The organism is Arthrobacter sp. D3-18 (genome assembly GCF_054408525.1).
The window spans coordinates 33,672-52,935 of record NZ_CP096439.1; the positions used below are offsets into that span (position 1 = coordinate 33,672).

A 19,264-nucleotide genomic window follows, 5' to 3' on the forward strand; every position below is an offset into this window, starting at 1 on the left:
AACCCGCCGCTGGGGCGGACCTTTGACACGCGCCGTCCCGCGTACGACAGGGCAGACAGATTTTGACATCGACAACGGCGTCGAATACCCCCGGGCCGGGGGTGGCCATACGACGGGTCGGTGCTCATCAGGAGTATTCAGATCGATCCAAGATGAAAGGCACTAAGATCTATGCGCGCATTCCCACTCTCGAAGAAGCTAAAGGCATTGGTGGCTATTCCACTGCTACTGTTGCTCGCCCTCGGCTTCGCCGTCGCGAACCCCGCCCCAAGCTACGCCGCCACGACACTCACCACCTACCCAACGTCCGTGGGTCATCCCACCAGCAGTGACTACACAGTGGAGGTTCGCGTTCCAGGCGGCTCATGGGTCGACTTGACCGAGCATCAGGCACGAGTCGGCGGCCCCTCCCGCGCGTCGTTCGCCACCTTCGTGTATTTCGATACCAACGGACCAGTGGAGGTCCGGGCCACCTATAACCTTGGCACCGTCTCATCCGTCAAGGTCCGCCCGACCGCCGAGGGGATTGTCCCCGCCCGTAACGGCAACACAGCAACATTCACGATCGGCGGTCCCACAAAGCTCGTGGTCGACTTCAACGACAATGTCGACCAGGACCTCATGATCTTCGCAAACCCGCTCGAGGCCAACGTGCCGAGCGCCAGCGACCCCAACGTCATCTACTACGGCCCGGGCTATCACAACCCCGGCAACACCACCATTGCCAGCGGCAAGACCGTCTACATCGCCGGCGGCGCCGTCGTTCGCGGAGCGTTCTTTACCGACAACGCGAGCAATGTAGTGATTCGTGGCCGGGGTGTCCTCCTCCAGCCGGGAGGTGTCGGCGTCCAGACCAAATTCTCGACGAACATAACCGTCGACGGCATCATCATCAACGGATACGGCAACGACAACAACGGCGGTTACGGCGTTGAAATCGGCAGCAGCAACGGCGTCGCGGTGAACAACGTCAAGCTCCTCGCCTACCGGAAGTGGTCCGACGGCATCGACATGATGGCTGCAAAGAACATCACCGTGAACGATGTATACATCCGAACCGGCGATGACAGCATCGCTGTCTACGGCACCCGGTGGGACTATGTCGGCAGCACCGACAACGTCAACGTCACAAACTCGGTCCTCATGCCAGGCAATGCCCACCCGATCAACGTCGGCACTCATGGCAACCCCGACGCCCCCGACACTATCAACAACATCCGCGTCACGAACGTCGACATCCTGACCCACAACCCTTTGGTTCAGGTGCGGTCCATATCGCTCACAGCGAGCGACTCGAACCTGGTCACTAACGTGATGCTCGCAGACATCCGCTGGGAGGACGTGCTGGTGCGCAAGTTCCTCGACATCATCACCTACAAGAACCCCGGCTACGGCCTGTCGGTCGGACGAGGGATCGACGGCGTCACTGTGAAGAACTTCTCCTACAACGGATCTCTCGAATTCGACAATCAGATCTATGGAAACTCAGCTACCCAGATGACCAAGAACATCACGTTCGAAAACCTACGGGTCAACGATAATGTCGTCACCACCGCCGCCGCAGGACGGTTCGCCATCGGCAACTACACAAGCAACATCTCCTTCGCGGCAAATGCCGGCACAGCGATCCAAGACGGCAGCGTGTACAAGCTCCTCAACGCGAACAGCGGCAGAGTATTAGGCATCACAGGTGGATCAACGGCAAACAATGCAGAGGCGCTCCAGTGGGACGATAACGGAACCGCCGACCACGAGTGGACGGCGACCCGGCTGGCCAACGGCAACTGGAGGCTGACGAATGTCAAGGCGGGCAAGGTTCTCGGTGTCCTCAACATGTCCGTAGCCGATGGAGCCAAAGCAGTTCAGTTCATGTCGAATGGTTCACGGGACCAGGAATGGCAGCTCGTAGCATCCACGGGAACCAGCTTTAAGTTGGTCAACGGTTACAGCTCCAGGGTCCTGGGCATTGCCGGTGCTTCGACAGCGAACGGCGCCGCGGCCGTGCAATGGGTCGATAACGGCACAACCGACCATAACTGGAACCTCGTGTTCGTGCGCTAAGAGGTGGGCTGGCCGGAGAGGCGTGGGATCGCTCACGCCTCTCCCGCATCCGCGGCGTGCACACGAGGATGCCTTCAGTTGGTCCGGCCGTTAGTGCCGCCGCGCAGTTCTGTTTCGTCGTCGAAGCTGTCGTGTCTGAGACGAAGTTCACAAAGATCGGGCTTTCGCCACATTCGGCTGTCTCTCGGCATGATGCGTTCCGCGTCCTTGATAGAAAGCGGGGCATTTACCATGGCCTCCGCGTGTTCGAGCTTGCTCGCACAGATGCGTCGTTGGCCACTTGATACACGGCGCAGGCCGGCCTCTTCCGGACCGCCATCCGTGTAGGAGCTTCCGAGGAGCAGCAGAAGGACTGGTTGCCCAAGGCATCGATTTCTCGCTCAAGGGCGTCTTCTCCCTGACCGAACCCGAGCACGATTCTGACATCGCCGGCGGGCTCTCCACCACGGCCCGCTTCGAAGCAGATCTCGACGGTGGTACATGGGTTTCGGACGGTGCCAAGCGGTGGATTGGGGGAGCCTCCACGGCTGATGTGTTGTGTGTGTTCGCCCGTGACGTCGCAGATGGGCAGGTCAAGGCGTTCCTCGTGGACCGTGCCGCCACCGGAGTGTCCCTGGAGAAGATCCATGGCAAAACCGCGTTACGGATGATGCAGAATGCCCACATAACCCTCGACAGTGTCAAAGTACCGAAGGCCATGCGCCTGCACAACGTGAACTCGTTCAAGGACGTTGCAGCCATGCTGCGAGCAATGCGCTCGGATGTTGCGTGGATCGCCACCGGCATACAAGCCGGTGGGTTCGAGTCAGCCCTCGCCTACGTCAAGGAGCGTCAACAGTTCGGCCGTTACCTTGTCTACCCGGCGGAAATTGAAGCAGTCATCTCAGAACTTGACGAGGTAGCTGCGTAAGCTGTTATCGGCATCAAAGACGAAAAATGGGGTGAAGTTCCGATAGCCATCGTCTCGCTCCGTACCGGGGCCCAACTAAACGAAGCCCAGCTTCATGCCCACCTGGATGGCCGGCTGGCCCGCCACAAAATCCCCAAGTCAGCGATCTTCACAGACAACATGCCACGGACAGCCAGCGGAAAAATCCGCAAGGTGGAGCTGCGGAATCGCGTTCCACACTAAACCAGCATCTGCAGGACGTGCTCCGCAATAGTTCGCTGGTGGCAGATTAGCCTGGGGGAGTCCAGGCACCGTGTCGACCGGCGCTAGGATAGGGCAGCGGGTTGTCCAGCACCGAAAGCCCGCTTTTGTTGAAGTGACACTTTTATATGGCTGGTGGAAACATTTTTCCGGGATTGAGGATGTTCCGGGGATCAAGGACGCTTTTTATTTGCCGCTGAATGTCGAGCAGGTCCGAGCCGAGTTCGTCTCCGAGCCATTGGCGCTTGAGCAGGCCGATGCCGTGTTCGCCCGATAGCGTTCCGCCGAGTTCCAAAGCGTAGGCAAACAGTTCACCTGCAGCCTTCCAAATTTCATCGGGAACTGTGTGACCTTGGTACACGAAGGTTGGATGCAGGTTGCCGTCGCCGGCATGGCAGGCTGTGGGAATCATGATCTGGAACCGATCCTCCAGTTCCAGGACTTTGCGGTACATGTCCCCGACCCGGTCGCGCGGCACCGATACGTCTTCCACCAGCATGGTTCCCATCGATTCCAAGGCCGGAAATGCGTGGCGTCGGATATTGACAAGACGTGCGGTTTCGTCGGGATCGTTGGTTATGCCGGCTTTCGCACCTGCGTCTGTGATGATTTTGGCCGCTTTGGACGCCTCTCCAAGGGCAGCCGGCCCATCGCATTGCACGAGGAGGTAAGAGCTGCCTTCAGCGAGGAGATTCTGTCCGGAATAGGTGCTGATGCATTCGAGGCTTCGGCGGTCCAGCAGTTCCATGACGGCCGGCACAAGCCCCACGGCAGTTATGGCGTCAGCGGCGTTAGCGGCTTGTTCGATCCCCGGAAAGAAGGCGCCGATTGTTGCAGTCTGGCCCGTCGGTATGGGCTGGAGCTTCAGCGTGCATTCGACAATGATGCCAAGGGTCCCCTCGGAGCCGATCATGAGTGCACACATGTCATAGCCGGTGACCCCCTTCACCGTGCGGTGCCCGACGGAGATCAGGCGACCGTCCGCGAGAACGACCTTGAGTGCAAGGACTGCCTCCCGGGTCACGCCATACTTTGCGCAGAGCAAGCCTCCAGCATTCACGGCGATGTTGCCGCCGACGGTGGAGATGTCCTTGCTGGCAGGATCGGGGGCCCACCACAGTCCATACCCGGCCAGTTCTGCGTTAAGCGCTCCATTCAGTATCCCCGGTTGAACCACTGCTAGGCGGTTGACGGGGGAAATCTCGAGAATGTCTTTCATGGATTCCATCGGGAGTACGATCTCACCGCTCCCGGCGATGCCCCCGCCCGCCAGACCGGAGCCGGCCCCCCGTGTGACAACGGGGGTCTTGGTTTCATAGGCTATCCGGCAAACGGCTTGGACGTCCTCGATGCTTTCAGGGTGCACGGCTGCAACTGGTGTCCCAAAAGCGACGTGGCCGGAGCGGTCTGTTCGATATTTTCCCAGCTCTTCGATGTCAGTCACCACCCTGCCAGGCAGAGCTTCCTGCAGCAAAGCTACAGCCTTCATGTCTTGGCCCTCATTCATCCGATGGTTATCTCCAGCACGAGCAGTTCTGATTCAAGTGGCTAATGGGGTGGGCTGATACGCCACGAATTTCCAGTCGCCGTCGTCTTTGGTCCAGACTGACAGGGCATTGTTGTTGAGCGTTTTGTAGGTGCCGTTGACCGTGAGGTCTGCGTTCATCCGTCCGACAACAAGAGCGGTGGTACCGGTGACAACGATGCTTTCCACACGGTGGTCAATCTGATGGTACCGGAGAGTACCAGCACGAAGCTTGGCGAGGTAGGTGCCCAAGGTATCGCGGTTCCCTCCTGTGTGTCCGTAGACGAGTTGTGGATGGCATAGGTCCTGGAAGGTGTCGAAGTCCTGGTCGAGGACTGCTTTGTAGCGTTTGTTCTCGAGATTTTGGATGGTGGTGTGGTCGGGACTGGTCGTCTGGGCCAAGTTGCGGCTCCTTTGGAAGCATTCGGACGGGGGCTGAGCGCTATGCGGTGACTGCGTCGCCGTTCAGGGCAGCGGTGAGCAGCGTGTGGATCCCTTCGCGGCTGACGTCACGCGGGTTGGCGTAGGGGTTGCGGGTGGCGAGGTCTACTGCAGTTTCGAGGTCTTCCGCGGCGAGTCCCAGCTCGCCCAGTGAAGAGGGGGCGCCGAGTTCGAGGCTGAGTTCTCTCAGATAGGTCGCTGGGTTTTCTGCGCCGGTGGCCCGTTGAAGGGTCCTGATAGTCTCGGGGATTGCCGGGGAGTTGTAGGCAAGGGCATACGGAAGTACCACCGTGTGGGTTTCGGCATGGGGCAGGTTAAAGGTGCCGCCGAGGGTGTGGCAGAGTTTGTGATGCAGCGACATAGTCGTGGCACCGAGTGTTGCCCCGCAGAGCCAGGCCCCGTAGAGCGCATCGCTGCGGTGTCCGATGTTTTCGGGTTCCTTGACGATCTTGGGCAGTGCAACGGTCAGGGCGCGGACACCTTCTTCTGCCATCAGCGAGATGATCGGGGAACGGTCGGGGGCATAAAGCGCCTCGACGGCGTGGGCGATCGCGTTGAAACCGCTGGTGACAGACTTGCCGACCGGGACGGTGAGCATCAGTTCCGGGTCGTAGATGACGGCGGCTGGCAGAACGCGCTGGTCGCGGCCGGTCTTCTTGACTCCGTCGGCGGTCAGGCCCCACACCGGCGTCATTTCTGATCCCGAGTACGTAGTGGGGACGGCGATGACAGGTGCACCGTATTCCAACGCGATGACTTTGCCAAGCCCTGTGGTGGAACCTCCGCCGACGGCGACATACCCGTCCGCGTCTACTACCTTCGCTACCTCGCGTGCCTTAATTGCCGATTCGATCGGCACGTGCATTTCGGCCTCAGAATGGATGCCGACACAAAGGTCTCCGAGCCGATCAGAAACCTTTCCCGCCAGATCTTTTTGAGAGGGAGTGGAAAGGACAAGAACACGCTGGAGTCCGAGATTTCGAATTACCTCGGGCAGCGACGCGAGCGATCCAGGGCCGAAGGTGACATGCATCGGCAGCGATTCGTAGTGGAAGCTTTTCATCAGGGAATTTCCTTGCTGGGTCCGGTCATGAACCGGCCAAACGGCTGTCGGGGTGCAGGGCGATGTCGACGATGCATTCAGCGAAGGGGGATGTGACCCCGTAGGATTCTGCCGAATCGAGATCGGCGTTGCTGGTAAAAGGTTTGATCAGGCTCTGCCTCACTGCAAAGACAGCATCGGAGTCAATGTATTCGCTGCCGTCCACGAAAATGTGGGTGGTCAGTTCCTTGAATCCCGGTGCAGAGACCAGGAAGTGGACGTGGGCCGGCCGGAACGGGTGGCGGGCGCTGCTCTCAAGCAGGCGTCCAACAGGTCCGTCGGTCGGGATGGGGTAGTGGCTGGGTACGACGCTTCGGAAGTAGAACTCTCCGTTTCCGTCGGCAGTGAAGAGACCGCGGCCGTTTCCGACGCTCTGAACGTCCGGCTGCTGGACGTCATAGAAACCCTTGGCATTAGCCTGCCAGACATCAATGCGGGCACCTGCAACAGCTTCTCCCGTGATGGAGGTAATCCTGCCCCGGACTATACAGACGTCGCCCTCGCTCTCGGGCGAGATGTTTTCCCCCATTGTCCGTTCGGGGGATGCAACCATGTGGAACGGCCCGAGCACTGTTGAGTCGGTTGCGTCTGGCGTTTCCTCATCATTGATGGTTTCAACCAGCATGGAAACGCCCAGCACATCGGAGAGCAGGATGAACTCCTGCCGCACGTCATCGCACTTCTGGCCAGTGGCGGTCAGGAAGTTGATTGCCGCTTCCCACTCCTCAATGGTTGGTGCCACATCGAGCACGAAGCTGTGCAGGTGATCTATAAGGCTATCCAAGACCGATTTGAGACGGGGACTGGGCGTGCCGCTGAAGCTCTCAATAACGGCGTTGGTGAGCGTCTTGGTGGCTGGATCGCTGGTCATGATGGATTTCCTTGATGGCGGCTGGGATGCAAATGGTTAACCGGGGAAGTGCAGCACGAGGGGCTCGCCCTCAAAGAATCCCGCGATCGCATGTGCGAAGCGTTTGGCATTATCTGTAGTCGGAAAGATATCCGTGTGGTCTTCGATGTGCCGCCACCCGACCTTAAGGAGATAGGTCTCCGGGCCGTCAATGCTTCGGACGAGTTCCACTGAGCGGCAGCCTGGGGCATTGGTCAGCTCGTGTTGGATACCGTAGAAGGCGGACTCGAACTCGTTGGCGCGTTCGGCTGCAATTTTCAAGTAAGCGTGCTCATAGATCACAGCACTTTCCCCTTCATCCATGGTCGGCGAGGTTGAGGAATGTCCCGTTGAAAAAGACCAACGGCAGGACTTCGTCGTGCACCTGGAATCGGCGGACCTCGCCGACTATCTGGACATGGTCACCCACCACCAGTGTGCTGTAGTGGGTACATTCGAGGCTGACCGAGGCAGCCTCAAGCTCCGGATCCCCGGATCTGTTCGCAGACCAATTGACGCCTTCGAAGCGGTCAGCACCCCGCCGGGAGAACGCTCGGCAGAGGTCACCCTTGTCATGTCCGAGGATGTTGATTGCGAACGTCGGTGACGTCTTAAGCCGGGGCCAGGTCGTGGAGGAAACGTCCACGAAGAAAGTCACCAAAGTGGGGCTTAGAGAAACTGACGTGAACGATCCCACGGTCATCCCCACCGGCCCATCGTCCGTCATGGCGGTTACTATGGCGACCGGAGTGGGAACTCGTTTCATGGCATGCCGGAACTCTTGCGGATCCACGACTAATACCTGTTCGGGTGCTGTCAACGTCATTTTCACACATCCATCGTGAGGGGGTTGTCGGCGCCCAGAAGCAAGCGCCCATAGACTTCCTTGCCAACCTCGGGCGTGACATATGCATGCCGGCCGGCGATTTCCGCATCACGCCAGATGCGATTGAGCACATTGGCATCTGCGAAAGATCCCGCGCCATTGGCGGTCATCAGGTCATCGATGCCGTTCTTGACCAGTTCGGCAATGATCCCGGTGTCATTGCGGATCCTTCCGCGGGTCAGCAAGTCCGGCAGCCGGCGCTCTGCGGCCGCCTGATCGATGTCGCTGCAGGCTTGGTGCATCAGCAACTCGGCAAGGTTGAAGTGAGTGGCCGCACGGGCGACGCCCAGCTGGTGGGTCGGTGAGTTCCTGGCTTCCGTGTACTGGGTGTAGGCCACGCGCTTGTTTGGGAGCTTCTCCCGCGTCAGCTCCAGGGCATGGCGGGCCAGCCCGATCTGCGCGGCGACAAGGATAATTGCGGCCACGGGGATGAAGGCCATGTTCGAATTGCGCTCATCGGCCTGATGCGGGGTGAGGAATCGGGCCTCACGCATCTCGGGGAAGCGTTGAACGCGGTAATCCGGGACAAAATGGTCTACCACGACGATCGTGTCGCTGCCGGAGCCACGCATGCCGGCCACAAACCAGGTAGGCCGGATGGTCCACGCTTCCTTGGGAATCAAAGCCAAGGCTCGTGGATCCTCGCCCTCGCCCAGATCAGGAAGTGCGACCCCCAAGGTGGCCCAGTCTGCGGCAAAGGAGCCGGATGAATAGGGCCATTCGCCACTGACTATGTACCCGCCGTCGACCCTTTCAGCTTTGCTTCCGGGAGTGAAGATACCGGATACCTTGGCTTTGGGGTTGACACCAAAGACATCATCCTGTGCCTGTTGGGAAAAAGTTGTGGCGAACCAGGTGCATACGTTCAGCAGCGCGACTGACCAGGCGGTGGACCCGTCTCCCCGTCCGACCTCTGCGATTGTCTCCATCGCCGTACGCAAGTTGGCTGCATGGCCGCCGTAACGGGCGGGCACAAAGATACTGAACAGGTCGGCGTCCTCCAGGGCTGCAATGACCTCGGGGGCGACTCGACGGTCCTTCGATGACTGCTCGGCATACTGGCGGATAAGCGGAATGAGTGAAGTGGCCCGTGCCACGATTTCGGTGTCAGGCGCCCAGTCCGAGGCTGGGAAACCGGATCGTGTGTCAGCGTCGCTGAGGGTCTGCGTCATAAGAATTGCCTCCAAAAACATGATGTGGATCACTTGTGCTAATACACTAGATGTCGTGGGAACGGGCCGAAATCCCGCATGCGAAGGCCACTGTCCCCTTCACGCACTGAAGCCCAAAAGGGGTATTTCCCATTGGTGAGCCGTGATTTTCTTATTTGTAAGCAATCAGCATTGGCAGGAAGCAGTCTCATGGAAGCGGCTGCTGAGCCCTGCTAGAAGAAGGAACGTCAAGTGTTAGGTTCACCAGATAATCAGTGGTTGGCGGGAAGAGAAGTGTCCCGTTCCAGTGATTTCGACGAGTTCCGTGAGACTCTAAACAGCCACTTCTACCCGGCCAAGGTTGACCTGAGGGAGGCTGGCACAACTGACATTCAGCCGCGCCTGAGCGTTGCGCATCTCAGGTTGTCCACTCTTGGTCTGGTGCACTTCAAAGGCCGGGTATCAGTCGACCCTGGAGACCTGCAGGGCTATCACGTTAACATTCCGCTCCAAGGCAGCGTCCTGTCCTACAACGGCCAGGCCGAGGTTCTGGCGAATCCGCTCACGGGGGCAGTGTTCACTCCAGGGAGGCGCACCTTCCTTCCCGACTGGAATGAGCAGTCCCCGCAGTGGTGCTGGAAGATTGAACGTATTGCGGTCGAGCGTGAGCTTGAGTTGTTGCTCGGACGATCCGTGCCGGATGCCATCGACTTCAACCTTGCCTTCGATCTCAGTTCACCGGCTGGCAAGCGGTGGCTGGAGACGATGAAGCTCATGGTCAGTTATGTCAACGAAATGGATGCATCCCCCGCTGCAGCGCACCATGTGGAGAACCTTGAACGTTCCTTGATCAGTGGACTGCTGCTAACCCAGCACCACTCTTATGGAACTTTGCTGCAGGAACGAGGTGGGCCTGTTCGACCGCGCACCATCCGCAAGGTCATGGACGCAATCGATGAAGACCCGACGAAGCAGTACACGTTGGGGGACCTTACCGCCATCGCAGGTGTCAGTGCACGCCAACTGCAGTATGCGTTCAATGACAATATTGGCGTCTCGCCCCTGGTCTACCTGCGGAACGCGCGGCTGGATGCAGCACGTGGCCTGCTTTTGAGCGGCAGAATGCCAGTCAGCGAAGTCGCCATGCGTTCAGGGTTCAACCACCTTGGAAAGTTTGCCGGATACTATCGCGACCGCTTTGGCGAAACTCCCTCGGCGACCCGATCAGGCGCGGAATAAACTCGTCTCCGCATGCTTGGCGGTTTCCGTGCCGTTTTAGGCGCAGAGCAGGTATGCACGGGCCGCCCGTGCAAGTTCGTCGATGGTTTCAGGCCAGGTGCGACGTCGAAGGGATTCGAGGTTCTCGCCCTGCATGATGCGGTGGGAGCAGGCGGAGTAGATCAAGCGAAAGGCGAAATCCACTGCCGCTTCCGGGTCCTCGTGGGCCAAAGAGTCGCGATGATTCAATATCAGCTCACCGAACCTGGAGCCACCCCTGACACTGGCAAGGTGTCCCTGTAGCCGGATATCTTCGTGGGTCAGGCCAACGATGAGCAGGACTCTAAGTGGGGCAGCGTTCTTTGCAAAGGACATTCCCACAACCTTCGTTGCGTACGCGATTGTCCGCGCGGGATCCCTGGCGTCCTTGCTCGGAATGCCGGACAGTTCCTGGTACAAGTTACCTTCGAAAAGACGAAGGAACTCTGATTGGGTCGCCAGCAGAAGCTGCTCTTTGTTGCCAAACCTTCGATATATGCTGCCCACCGACACCCCGGCGGCGGCGCTCACTTCCGCCGTCGTTAGCGCTTCAACCCCGGCCTCACCTAGAACGCGAACTGCAGCCTGGAGAATCCGCTGCTCTGTTTCCTGGCTGCGTTGCTGCACTGCCTGAGGGCGTTGAGGGGCAGAACCAGCCATAACACCGACCTTACTGCAAGCCTGCGGATGGTTGACAGGGAGCGCCCGGAATGCGAACGTTGATTTACATAATTTGTGGCATGCAACACACTGATGTGCGGCCTGCCAGAGAGCCTTCAGACACGAACGTGGTTGCCGGAATTCGTCCTACAACGTTCCGACGTCGCGTACTGGTCGATTGTGGAAACCAGATCCCGCTTCGATTTCGCGCGCCTTGTCGAGGTCTATTAATAGCCAGCCATCGCCACAGTCGGCAGCGCTCTTGCAGCGCCTCCCACTGGGCAGCCAACTCTACCTTTTGCAGGAGTGAACCTTGACCACCATCTTTGTCCCCGCAAGCGACCCCCGTTCCAATCGGGATTCCAGGTACCGGCCCCTCGAGCCACTCACACAACTTTTCCCCGCAGGGCATAAGACGGGGCGCGGAAAGCCTCCACTGACCACACCTATTACTGTCACCCGCGACCTTCCCATCCCGTTGCGGGATGGGGTGACCATCTATGCGGACGTGTACCGGCCAGCGGACGTGACGGACGGCATTCCGGCAATCATGGGATGGGGTCCCTACGGAAAAGGCGGAACCGGGTCCCGCCTCTTGAACGGCCTGCCGCAAAAGTTCGGCGTTCCGCGCTCTGCAACTTCCGGCCTGGAGGCATTCGAAGCAGTCGATCCTGCCTACTGGTGCAGCCACGGCTACGCAGTCGTACAGATCGACCCTCGGGGGGTTTTCAACTCCGAAGGAGACATCCTGTTTCAGGGCGCCGACGAAGGCCGCGATGGTCATGATGCTGTGGAATTTATTGGAACCCGCGAATGGTGTAACGGAAAAGTGGGGCTTGCAGGTAACTCGTGGCTGGCCATCCTCCAGTGGCAGATTGCTGCCACCAGACCTCCCCACCTCGCCGCCATCGCACCCTGGGAAGGGGCGTCGGACCTCTACGCACAGGCCATGATGCGCGGTGGGATCCCCAACACCGGATTTGCGTCAAAGATCCGCGAAAGCCTATACGGAATGAACGGAATCGAGGACCCTGTCGGGATGCTGGCCATGCACCCTCTGAAGACTCAGTATTGGACGGATAAAGTCGCGAATATTGAAGCCATTGCAGCTCCGGCATACGTGGTCGCCTCCTACACCAATCAGCTACACGCTGAAGGCACACTTGAGGGATATAGCCGTCTTACCGGGAAGAAATGGCTGCGGGTTAACAACACCCATGAATGGACGGACTTCTACGACCCGGACAATGTTGCAGACCTGAGGCGCTTCTTCGATCATTTCCTCTGCGGAATCGACACCGGTTGGATGGCCACCCCGCGCGTGCGGATGGCAGTTCTCGAACCCCACGGATCCGACACTGTTGGCCGGGCGGAGGACGAATTCCCGCCGTCCAGAGTCCGATCGAAGACGCTGTTCCTTGACGCCGCGTCTTCGTCACTCACCACCGATCCAGGAGAGACAGAATGCATGGCGTCGTATGAGCTCGCGGGCGGCGCAGACGGGCAACTTTCTTTTACATACACATTCGAAGAGGACACAGAGCTAATCGGTAAAGCGTCCCTGACTGCTTGTTTCGAAGTCGCAGGAGGAGTGGATCTCGATGTGTACGCGTACGTGCGGAAACGTGACGCCCGAGGCCGGATAGGTAGTCACCAGATGATAGTTCTGCCGCTCCCGGCAGCCCAGCGCTGGATGCCAAAGCTCCACCAGCGCGGCGTCATGGCCGTACGGTTTGCATTCTATGACGGTCCGGAGTCCATGCTCCGCCTTTCGGAACGGGAACGTGCAGGAAAGGGTCTTCTGGACACTCCGTCATTGCCCCTCTCGTCAGGTGAGGTTGTTGAGGCAACCATGGAGTTCTGGCCGGTAGCCATGCGTTGGCGTGCCGGTGAAACCCTGGAGTTGACGGTTAGCGCTCGGCGGCTCCGAGCAACTGAGTTGCCGGGCATCGAAGGAATGCCCGCACAAACGGCAGAACGGGCGATCCTTCACACCGGAGGGCGTTGGCCATCACGGCTGGTCCTGCCATTGGCTTCGGCTGCACCTTCAAGGGGCTGAGAAAAGGTCGATGGCAGAAAGATGTGCCCGCGCCACTTGATGCTCATTGGCGCGGGCCATTTTTTTTGCAATGTCGGGAGATGCTGACCCCAACTCGCTGAGTTGGAGACAGATGTACTAACTGGAAACACGTTCTACAGCGGAAGCCAGGTCCTTGAGCCGAATGTCAGGGTCCGCCGCCAATTCAGGACAGGGACTTATCCCGCTTGCCAACATACTTCTGGCTGCCACATGGTCCGCCGGCCTGTTAACTGATTCGACGCAGACGAGAGAGGCGCCGTCATAGTGCAGAACGGAGAAAGCGCCCGAGGCGGCCTCCCCGCGAATCACGCTATGTGCGCCCGCTGACAGCAGCCCGGCAATCTGCAGCCGCGCCGGCCCCTGGTTTGACCAGAACCACGGGTGCTCGGTGTAGTCTTCCCGTCCGGGCTCGTTGCTGCCGAGGATGGAGCGCGCGACGTGTCTCGCCTGGTCGGTGGCATTTTGCACCGACTCCAGTCGGATCCGGGTTCCGGTCTGGCTGCAGGGGAAATTGGCGCAGTCCCCGAGAGCATAAATATCCGGATCCGACGTTCGCATCGCTGCGTCCACGGTGATGCCGTTGGAGACGGCAAGCCCGGCCTGCTCCGCCAGTTCGGTGCGGGGGATTGCCCCGACGCCTACCACCACCATGTCTGCGGAATAAATGGCACCGGAGGTGGAAACTGCAGATGAGACGAACCCTGCGCCGTCGCCAGTGAAGGAAGCGATGCCTTCGCCAAGACGCAGATTAGTGCCCATATCCCGGTGAGCCTGCGCAAACCAGTCACCCATGACGGGAGAGAGTGCGCGTGCCATTGGCCGGTCCCCAAATTCCAGGACGGTCACCTCCAGCCCGCGTTTGCGGGCGGCTGCAGCGAACTCCAAACCAATAAAACCTGCCCCAATGATCACAACCCTATTTGCTGAACTGAGGCACCGCTGAACGGCGAGAGCGTCGTCGAGGCTCCGCAGTCCATGGATGCCGGCCAAGTCCACGCCCGGGACAGTAAGGGCCCGATTCGCCGCTCCGGTAGTCAACACCAGTTTTGAATATCCCAGTGTGCTGCGATCGGACAACTTCACGGTCTGTCGGGCCGGGTCAATGCTCGTGACAGATACACCAAGGCGCATTGCGATGTTATTTTCGGTGAAGAATTTTGCCGCCCTCAACGGTAAAGGGGCCGGATCTGTTCCGGAGCCCAGGTAGTCCTTGGATAGCGGCGGTCGCTGATAAGGCGGGTGCTCCTCTTCGCCGATAACGATGATTTCACCGGCGAAACCTTCCTGACGCAGAGAGTCTCCCACCTGAATCCCTGCATGGCCGTTCCCAACGATCACGATTTGTTCGATGCTGTTCATTTCAGATCTGACTTTCCGGCACATCGACCTCGATCTCCTCGATGCCATCTCCGATCGTCAGCTGGCAGCCCAGCCTGGACCGATCGACACGTTGAGCGGTGGTGCAGTCGAGCATTTCGTCCTCGTCGACACTGACTGAAGGCAGGGAGTCCAAGTACTGTTCGCGCACGTAGATATGGCAGGTGGCGCACATCGCCTGTCCTCCGCATTCGCCGACGATGCCTGCCACCCCGTTGGTGACGGCGGCGCGCATGACTGTGGTTCCCGGCTGGACGTCGAGTACATCGACTGCACCGCTGGAATGGTGAAAGGTAATTTTGCCCATGGTGGTTCCTTCTTATCTGGCTGGTCCCGTAAGTCGCGGGAATCAATTAAGTCGACAGCTGTATGCGTCCTGGTCCTTTTGGCTCAGGGGGACTGATGATTACCAGACGACAGGGAGGCTGGTGAGGCCGCGGAAAACCCATCCGTCCCAGGTTTCAGGCCGCGACGGATCCCGGCGAAGTCCGGGCAGTTCCCGGTACAGCAGCGGGACGGCGATCTCCCCGATGGCCTTCTGCGCTGCCCACTTGCCGGCGCACTGATGCACGCCGGCGCCGAAGGCAAGACTGGTGCCGTGGCCCCTGTGGATGTCGAAGATGTCAGGGGCCAGGAACTGCGCCGGGTCCCGGTTAGCGGAGGCAAGGAGCATACCGACCTGCGTTCCGCCTGGAATGGTCACGCCTTGAATCTGGACCTCGGCGGTAGCCTGGCGGGTAACCATGCCGATCGGGGAGAAGTAACGGACCGCTTCAGTGAAAACCTGCTTCCACAATCCAGGATCGTCCAGGACCTCAGCTTTCTGGCCCTGGGATTCCTCCAGGAGGTGGACCATGTTGGTGATCGCGTGTTGGGGTTCGTTCATACCTCCGGAGATGGCGAGCTTGACGTTGTTGCGAACCTTCAGCTCCTCCATGCCACCTTCGAGGAGCATCGATGTTATCGAAGCATCTGGCTGCCGGCGCAGTCGGCTGATCGTTTCATCCAGTGCCGCATCACATTCATCCCGGGATTGCTCGCAGCGGTCCCAGATCTCCTGGCGGTCCAGCACATTGCCGATACCGGCAATAAAGTCCGAGGACCAGCGGGCGAGGTTCATTGGCTGCACTTGCGGCATTCCGAGCATGTCACACAGGTTCTTGGCGGCGACGGGGACAGCAAAATCCGAGTTAAGGTCCGCCGCTCCGTTGCCTGCGGAGATCATCCGTCTCAGGTACAGAAGGGCATTCGCTTCGAACTTTCCTGCCCAAACGTCCATGATCTGCTTGGGGCGCAGGGTCCGGTTCATGGGTGCACGCTCGACGGCGTGCTCCGGATCGTCCTTTCGTATGAGCGGTCGGCCACCTAGAGCGCGGACCATCGTTCCGCCCGATACATTGGAAGAAAAGATCTCCGGATGCAGTTCGCCAAAGCTGCACCCCTCATATGTCGAGATCAGAACTTTTTTCACCGCCGGAGACCACGCCACTGGTGACTCCCGACGCAGGCGCTCATAACTCGGATAGGGATTTCGGGACAATTCCGCCGGGTTCAGCCACTCAACTGAGGGCATATCCAGCGATCTCGCTGTCGGGGTGATGGTCATGTCTAGGCCTTTCTGAAGGCAGGGCGTATCCCAGAAGTATGGGCTGGCTCACGTCGAGACTGACCTAGAATTCGTATCAAGCGAAGAAGAGGAGTCGAAATGGCGAGATCTTCGGCTGGAACCTCAGGACTATCCAGAGCCGTGCGGGTGTTGGAGGCCTTCGATCCATCCAGCAGCGAGCTCACGCTCACGCAGATAGTTGCCCGTACCGGCATGCCGGCAAGCACCGTCCACGGCATCATCGCCGAGCTGGTTGGCCTCGGCCTGCTTGAACGCCGGGGCCGGGAGGTCATCCTCGGTGTGAGACTTTGGGAACTGGCAGTTCGCGCCCCGGGCGTATTCGGCCTGAGGGAAATAGCGTTGCCTCACCTGGAGCAGGTTCGCGATAGACTGCGGCAGCATGCCCAGCTCGCCATCCTCCAAGACAGGGAGGTGCTTTACCTGGAACGGCTTTCAGCCCCGGAATCAGCCATAAACTTTGCCACGGTGGGCGGTCGCATCCCCTGGTACGCCACCTCCAGCGGACTCGTACTCGTCGCCGATCTCGAGGCTGAGGAGCAGAACCGCATCCTGGCCCTGCCGCGCCCCCGGTTTTCGCTGGAGCCCCTGACAAGCAACGCAACCCTCAGAGCTGGCCTCGCGAAAACCAGACGGGAAGGCCACGCGATTACGCGCGGCTACATCCACCCGGACTCCACCGCAGTCGCGGCACCTATCCGCGGCCCCTACAGCCGGGTCGTCGCATCACTTTCTGTTGTTGTGCCCAGCAAAGGATTCCAACTTGAGGCTGTCCTGAAAATTCTGCTACCCGTCGCGAACACCATCGGCAGCGAGCTAAAGAAAGCCATTTCAGGTTGATTCGACAGCGGAGCAAGAATCGTGTGAGCCGCAGGAGGAGCTGCCCGAAAACAGTCAAACGGATAGGCGCAGCACTTTGAATCATTGACTTTTCAACGATTCACGATGAGGATCTCACCATCGCTGGGATTAGAGTACTGCCGAAGTAGAAGCAGGTCATCGAGGAACTTCAGGCCGTGGCGAGCGTGGCTGTCATCGATATCCACGACGAGAAGTCGGACGAGATGCCGCGCGATTGTCCAGCAGTTCGCTCGCTGACGCCGCTTCGACTTTTGGGGCGCGTCAGCAGTTGCGAAGATAACCGATCAACACGTTTCGAATTGAGCCGATGAGTTCCGGGTGCGACGGGGGCTGCGCAGTTAGGTCATCGTCTTCCGTGAGGACACGGGAAGCCCCCAGCCCGTACAGCATTCGGAATGCAGTGTCAGCGCACCTGAGTGTGCAATGGAACCGCTGCTGAAGCCAAGTGATGATTGCCCCGGAAAGCGTACGACTGGCTGCGTAACCGCGGAGTTTCATTCCAGGATCGTCACGGCCGTCGATCATAAACGCGCGGAATAGCGCCCGCTCACGGGCGAAAATTCGCATGTGCGCGTCAATCACTATTTCCAGGGCACGCGCGTCGTCCGGTTCAGCAGTGGCATTTTCAAGCACTGCGGCATACTCGTCCTCAATGTCGCTAAGGAACCTGTCGATCAAAGCTGTCAGCAGCGAAGATCGATTGTCGAAGCGGTGGTAGAGGGAGCCATTTGACGTTCCCGAGCGATCGGCGACGGCAGAAATGGTTACGGCATCCAAGCCGCCCTCTGACGCCAATGCCAGGGCAGCATCAAGCATCCGCATGGTTGAATCTTTGCTGCGCTGCTGCACGGGACCACGCATCACCGGCCGCCCCTTCATTCGCTGTTAACTTCTCCCATACTCCCATCTCGACGGGGCAAAAGAAGAACGGGCATTGACAATAATAGAGTGCTCACTCTAGTTTTGAGCCTGTGCCTCAAACTGAGCACATCTTCACGTTATGGAGTCAACGGTGACTGTCATTTCCGCCCCCGAGAGCGACGTCGATCTCTACTCGACAGAATCGCTTCAGCACCCCTATCCCGATTACGCACGATTGCGACAAGCCGGACCAGTCGTCCGGTTGAGTCGGCCCAATGTATGGGCGTTGCCCCGATATGAGCAGGTTCGAGAAGCGCTGCTTGACCATGAGACCTTCAGCTCCGGTTCGGGGGTCGGGTTTGACAAAGAACTGAACGGTCTCATATCCGGCTCTTTGATCGCTTCGGATCCACCACGGCACGACGCCCTTCGAGCAGTTGTCGCACGTATGCTCATGCCGCGCGCCCTTCGCGACATGGCTCCTGCTGTGACAGCGGCGGCCGAAGTCCTTATCGATCGGCTGGCCAGCCGAGGCGAGTTCGATGCCGTGACGGACCTGGCCCAGGACTTTCCCGTCAACGTTGTGGCCGACCTCATCGGCCTGCCTGAGGAGGGCCGGGACCAGCTACTCGCGTTCGCGTCGGCAACCTTCGACTCCATGGGGCCTTCCGGCGAACGGACATCGGCGGCGCTGGAGAAGAGTGCGGCGATGATCGAGTACATCACCACTACTGCAACTCCTGATCGATTGCGAGAAGGAGGTTTCGGGGCCCGGATCTGGGAGGCGGTTGCAGCGGGGGAGGTAGACGAGCAGACCGGAGTTCTGTTGATGGCTGCGTTCGTGACTGCAGGAATGGATACGACGGCCCATTCCCTGAGCGCTTCGGTGCGGCTGTTCGGAGAGTTTCCGCAGCAGTGGGATTTGCTGCGCTCGGATCCCTCTAAAATTCCCGCAGCCTACCTTGAAGTTTTGCGTATTGCCTCGCCGGTGAGAATGTTCAGCAGGGTGACCACACGAAACTGGGAGTGTGAAGGCATCACCATTCCTGCGGGCGACCGCGTTGCCGTCATGTACGCCTCTGCCAACCGGGACGAGCGCAAATGGACCGAGCCCGAGCGGTTCGACATCACCCGAAACCCCTTGGATCACATTTCCTTTGGCTTCGGTATTCATGCCTGCGTCGGGCAGGGCCTGGCCAAGCTCGAGGCGCACGCCATCCTTGCAGCGCTGCTTGCACGGGTGCGGCGATTTGAGATCGGCGAACCGGAATACATCGTCAATAGTTCCCTACTGGGCCTCGCAACGCTGCCCTGCAAAATCATCCAGTGACTTTCTTAG

The 19,264-nt window shown here is 59.3% G+C and carries 18 protein-coding genes and 1 pseudogene; 7 read left to right on the top strand and 12 right to left on the bottom strand.

Annotated features, from left to right (window positions below; all coding sequences use genetic code 11):
- The first annotated feature begins 171 nt into the window (after positions 1 to 171).
- From M1D89_RS00130 to M1D89_RS00140, 3 genes and pseudogenes are all read left to right on the top strand, one after another.
- The gene (locus M1D89_RS00130) at positions 172 to 2,061 is read left to right on the top strand and encodes an RICIN domain-containing protein (RefSeq protein WP_498643646.1); all 1,890 of its coding nucleotides are present in this window, start codon (positions 172 to 174) and stop codon (positions 2,059 to 2,061) included.
- 218 nt (positions 2,062 to 2,279) lie between these two features.
- A pseudogene (locus M1D89_RS00135) lies at positions 2,280 to 2,914 on the top strand (acyl-CoA dehydrogenase family protein); the annotation flags it as partial.
- A 105-nt stretch (positions 2,915 to 3,019) separates the two neighbouring features.
- Positions 3,020 to 3,193 carry an AMP-binding enzyme gene (locus M1D89_RS00140; RefSeq protein ID WP_498643941.1) on the top strand — a complete coding sequence of 58 codons (174 nt, stop codon included), beginning with the start codon at positions 3,020 to 3,022 and terminating at the stop codon, positions 3,191 to 3,193.
- 142 nt (positions 3,194 to 3,335) lie between these two features.
- Here M1D89_RS00140 and M1D89_RS00145 read toward each other — a convergent pair whose 3' ends face one another.
- From M1D89_RS00145 to M1D89_RS00175, 7 genes are all read right to left on the bottom strand, one after another.
- Positions 3,336 to 4,700, bottom strand: a complete 1,365-nt coding sequence (locus M1D89_RS00145) for an FAD-binding oxidoreductase (RefSeq protein WP_498643648.1) — start codon at positions 4,698 to 4,700, stop codon at positions 3,336 to 3,338.
- Positions 4,701 to 4,751: 51 nt separating this feature from the next.
- Positions 4,752 to 5,138 carry a nuclear transport factor 2 family protein gene (locus tag M1D89_RS00150; RefSeq protein WP_498643650.1) on the bottom strand — a complete coding sequence of 129 codons (387 nt, stop codon included), beginning with the start codon at positions 5,136 to 5,138 and terminating at the stop codon, positions 4,752 to 4,754.
- 40 nt (positions 5,139 to 5,178) lie between these two features.
- Positions 5,179 to 6,240: a maleylacetate reductase gene (locus tag M1D89_RS00155; RefSeq protein ID WP_498643652.1), complete on the bottom strand. Its 1,062-nt coding sequence runs from the start codon at positions 6,238 to 6,240 to the stop codon at positions 5,179 to 5,181.
- A 25-nt stretch (positions 6,241 to 6,265) separates the two neighbouring features.
- A complete protein-coding gene (locus tag M1D89_RS00160; RefSeq protein WP_498643654.1) occupies positions 6,266 to 7,150 on the bottom strand; it encodes a dioxygenase family protein in 885 nt (294 codons plus the stop codon).
- Positions 7,151 to 7,186: 36 nt separating this feature from the next.
- Positions 7,187 to 7,492: an antibiotic biosynthesis monooxygenase family protein gene (locus tag M1D89_RS00165; protein WP_498643656.1), complete on the bottom strand. Its 306-nt coding sequence runs from the start codon at positions 7,490 to 7,492 to the stop codon at positions 7,187 to 7,189.
- Positions 7,485 to 7,934, bottom strand: a complete 450-nt coding sequence (locus M1D89_RS00170; RefSeq protein WP_498643658.1) for a flavin reductase family protein — start codon at positions 7,932 to 7,934, stop codon at positions 7,485 to 7,487. Before M1D89_RS00170 ends, M1D89_RS00165 begins: the two co-directional genes overlap by 8 nt.
- A gap of 62 nt (positions 7,935 to 7,996) precedes the next feature.
- Positions 7,997 to 9,226 (bottom strand): acyl-CoA dehydrogenase family protein, encoded by a 1,230-nt coding sequence (locus M1D89_RS00175; RefSeq protein WP_498643660.1) that lies wholly within the window; start codon positions 9,224 to 9,226, stop codon positions 7,997 to 7,999.
- A 273-nt stretch (positions 9,227 to 9,499) separates the two neighbouring features.
- Between M1D89_RS00175 and M1D89_RS00180 the strand changes: the two genes are divergently transcribed.
- Entirely contained in the window at positions 9,500 to 10,444 is a 945-nt protein-coding gene (locus M1D89_RS00180; protein WP_498643663.1) for an AraC family transcriptional regulator, read from the top strand.
- Positions 10,445 to 10,480: 36 nt separating this feature from the next.
- On the opposite strand, the gene M1D89_RS00185 is transcribed toward M1D89_RS00180, so the two are convergent.
- The gene (locus M1D89_RS00185; protein ID WP_498643665.1) at positions 10,481 to 11,122 is read right to left on the bottom strand and encodes a TetR/AcrR family transcriptional regulator; all 642 of its coding nucleotides are present in this window, start codon (positions 11,120 to 11,122) and stop codon (positions 10,481 to 10,483) included.
- A gap of 313 nt (positions 11,123 to 11,435) precedes the next feature.
- Here M1D89_RS00185 and M1D89_RS00190 point away from each other — a divergent pair, with 313 nt between their 5' ends.
- Positions 11,436 to 13,181 (top strand): CocE/NonD family hydrolase, encoded by a 1,746-nt coding sequence (locus M1D89_RS00190; RefSeq protein ID WP_498643667.1) that lies wholly within the window; start codon positions 11,436 to 11,438, stop codon positions 13,179 to 13,181.
- A gap of 117 nt (positions 13,182 to 13,298) precedes the next feature.
- Here M1D89_RS00190 and M1D89_RS00195 read toward each other — a convergent pair whose 3' ends face one another.
- The 3 genes from M1D89_RS00195 to M1D89_RS00205 form a co-directional block, all read right to left on the bottom strand.
- Positions 13,299 to 14,561: an NAD(P)/FAD-dependent oxidoreductase gene (locus M1D89_RS00195; protein ID WP_498643669.1), complete on the bottom strand. Its 1,263-nt coding sequence runs from the start codon at positions 14,559 to 14,561 to the stop codon at positions 13,299 to 13,301.
- Position 14,562: 1 nt separating this feature from the next.
- On the bottom strand, positions 14,563 to 14,886 hold the full coding sequence (locus M1D89_RS00200) for a 2Fe-2S iron-sulfur cluster-binding protein (protein WP_498643671.1): 324 nt from the start codon (positions 14,884 to 14,886) through the stop codon (positions 14,563 to 14,565).
- 99 nt (positions 14,887 to 14,985) lie between these two features.
- A complete protein-coding gene (locus M1D89_RS00205) occupies positions 14,986 to 16,185 on the bottom strand; it encodes a cytochrome P450 (RefSeq protein ID WP_498643673.1) in 1,200 nt (399 codons plus the stop codon).
- A 99-nt stretch (positions 16,186 to 16,284) separates the two neighbouring features.
- Here M1D89_RS00205 and M1D89_RS00210 point away from each other — a divergent pair, with 99 nt between their 5' ends.
- A complete protein-coding gene (locus M1D89_RS00210; protein ID WP_498643675.1) occupies positions 16,285 to 17,043 on the top strand; it encodes an IclR family transcriptional regulator in 759 nt (252 codons plus the stop codon).
- Between the two features lie 282 nt (positions 17,044 to 17,325).
- On the opposite strand, the gene M1D89_RS00215 is transcribed toward M1D89_RS00210, so the two are convergent.
- Entirely contained in the window at positions 17,326 to 17,886 is a 561-nt protein-coding gene (locus M1D89_RS00215; protein WP_498643677.1) for a TetR/AcrR family transcriptional regulator, read from the bottom strand.
- A gap of 190 nt (positions 17,887 to 18,076) precedes the next feature.
- On the opposite strand from M1D89_RS00215, the gene M1D89_RS00220 reads away from it, so the two are divergent.
- On the top strand, positions 18,077 to 19,255 hold the full coding sequence (locus M1D89_RS00220) for a cytochrome P450 (protein WP_498643679.1): 1,179 nt from the start codon (positions 18,077 to 18,079) through the stop codon (positions 19,253 to 19,255).
- Positions 19,256 to 19,264 lie beyond the last annotated feature (9 nt).

Bases quoted from the DNA above. Each gene is read 5' to 3' on its own strand.
- M1D89_RS00130 (WP_498643646.1), top strand. From the start codon at position 172: ATGCGCGCATTCCCACTCTCGAAGAAGCTAAAGGCATTGGTGGCTATT.
- M1D89_RS00145 (WP_498643648.1), bottom strand. From the start codon at position 4,700: ATGAAGGCTGTAGCTTTGCTGCAGGAAGCTCTGCCTGGCAGGGTGGTG.
- M1D89_RS00155 (WP_498643652.1), bottom strand. From the start codon at position 6,240: ATGAAAAGCTTCCACTACGAATCGCTGCCGATGCATGTCACCTTCGGC.
- M1D89_RS00160 (WP_498643654.1), bottom strand. From the start codon at position 7,150: ATGACCAGCGATCCAGCCACCAAGACGCTCACCAACGCCGTTATTGAG.
- M1D89_RS00165 (WP_498643656.1), bottom strand. From the start codon at position 7,492: ATGGATGAAGGGGAAAGTGCTGTGATCTATGAGCACGCTTACTTGAAA.
- M1D89_RS00170 (WP_498643658.1), bottom strand. From the start codon at position 7,934: ATGAAACGAGTTCCCACTCCGGTCGCCATAGTAACCGCCATGACGGAC.
- M1D89_RS00175 (WP_498643660.1), bottom strand. From the start codon at position 9,226: ATGACGCAGACCCTCAGCGACGCTGACACACGATCCGGTTTCCCAGCC.
- M1D89_RS00185 (WP_498643665.1), bottom strand. From the start codon at position 11,122: ATGGCTGGTTCTGCCCCTCAACGCCCTCAGGCAGTGCAGCAACGCAGC.
- M1D89_RS00195 (WP_498643669.1), bottom strand. From the start codon at position 14,561: ATGAACAGCATCGAACAAATCGTGATCGTTGGGAACGGCCATGCAGGG.
- M1D89_RS00200 (WP_498643671.1), bottom strand. From the start codon at position 14,886: ATGGGCAAAATTACCTTTCACCATTCCAGCGGTGCAGTCGATGTACTC.
- M1D89_RS00205 (WP_498643673.1), bottom strand. From the start codon at position 16,185: ATGACCATCACCCCGACAGCGAGATCGCTGGATATGCCCTCAGTTGAG.
- M1D89_RS00210 (WP_498643675.1), top strand. From the start codon at position 16,285: ATGGCGAGATCTTCGGCTGGAACCTCAGGACTATCCAGAGCCGTGCGG.
- M1D89_RS00215 (WP_498643677.1), bottom strand. From the start codon at position 17,886: ATGCGGATGCTTGATGCTGCCCTGGCATTGGCGTCAGAGGGCGGCTTG.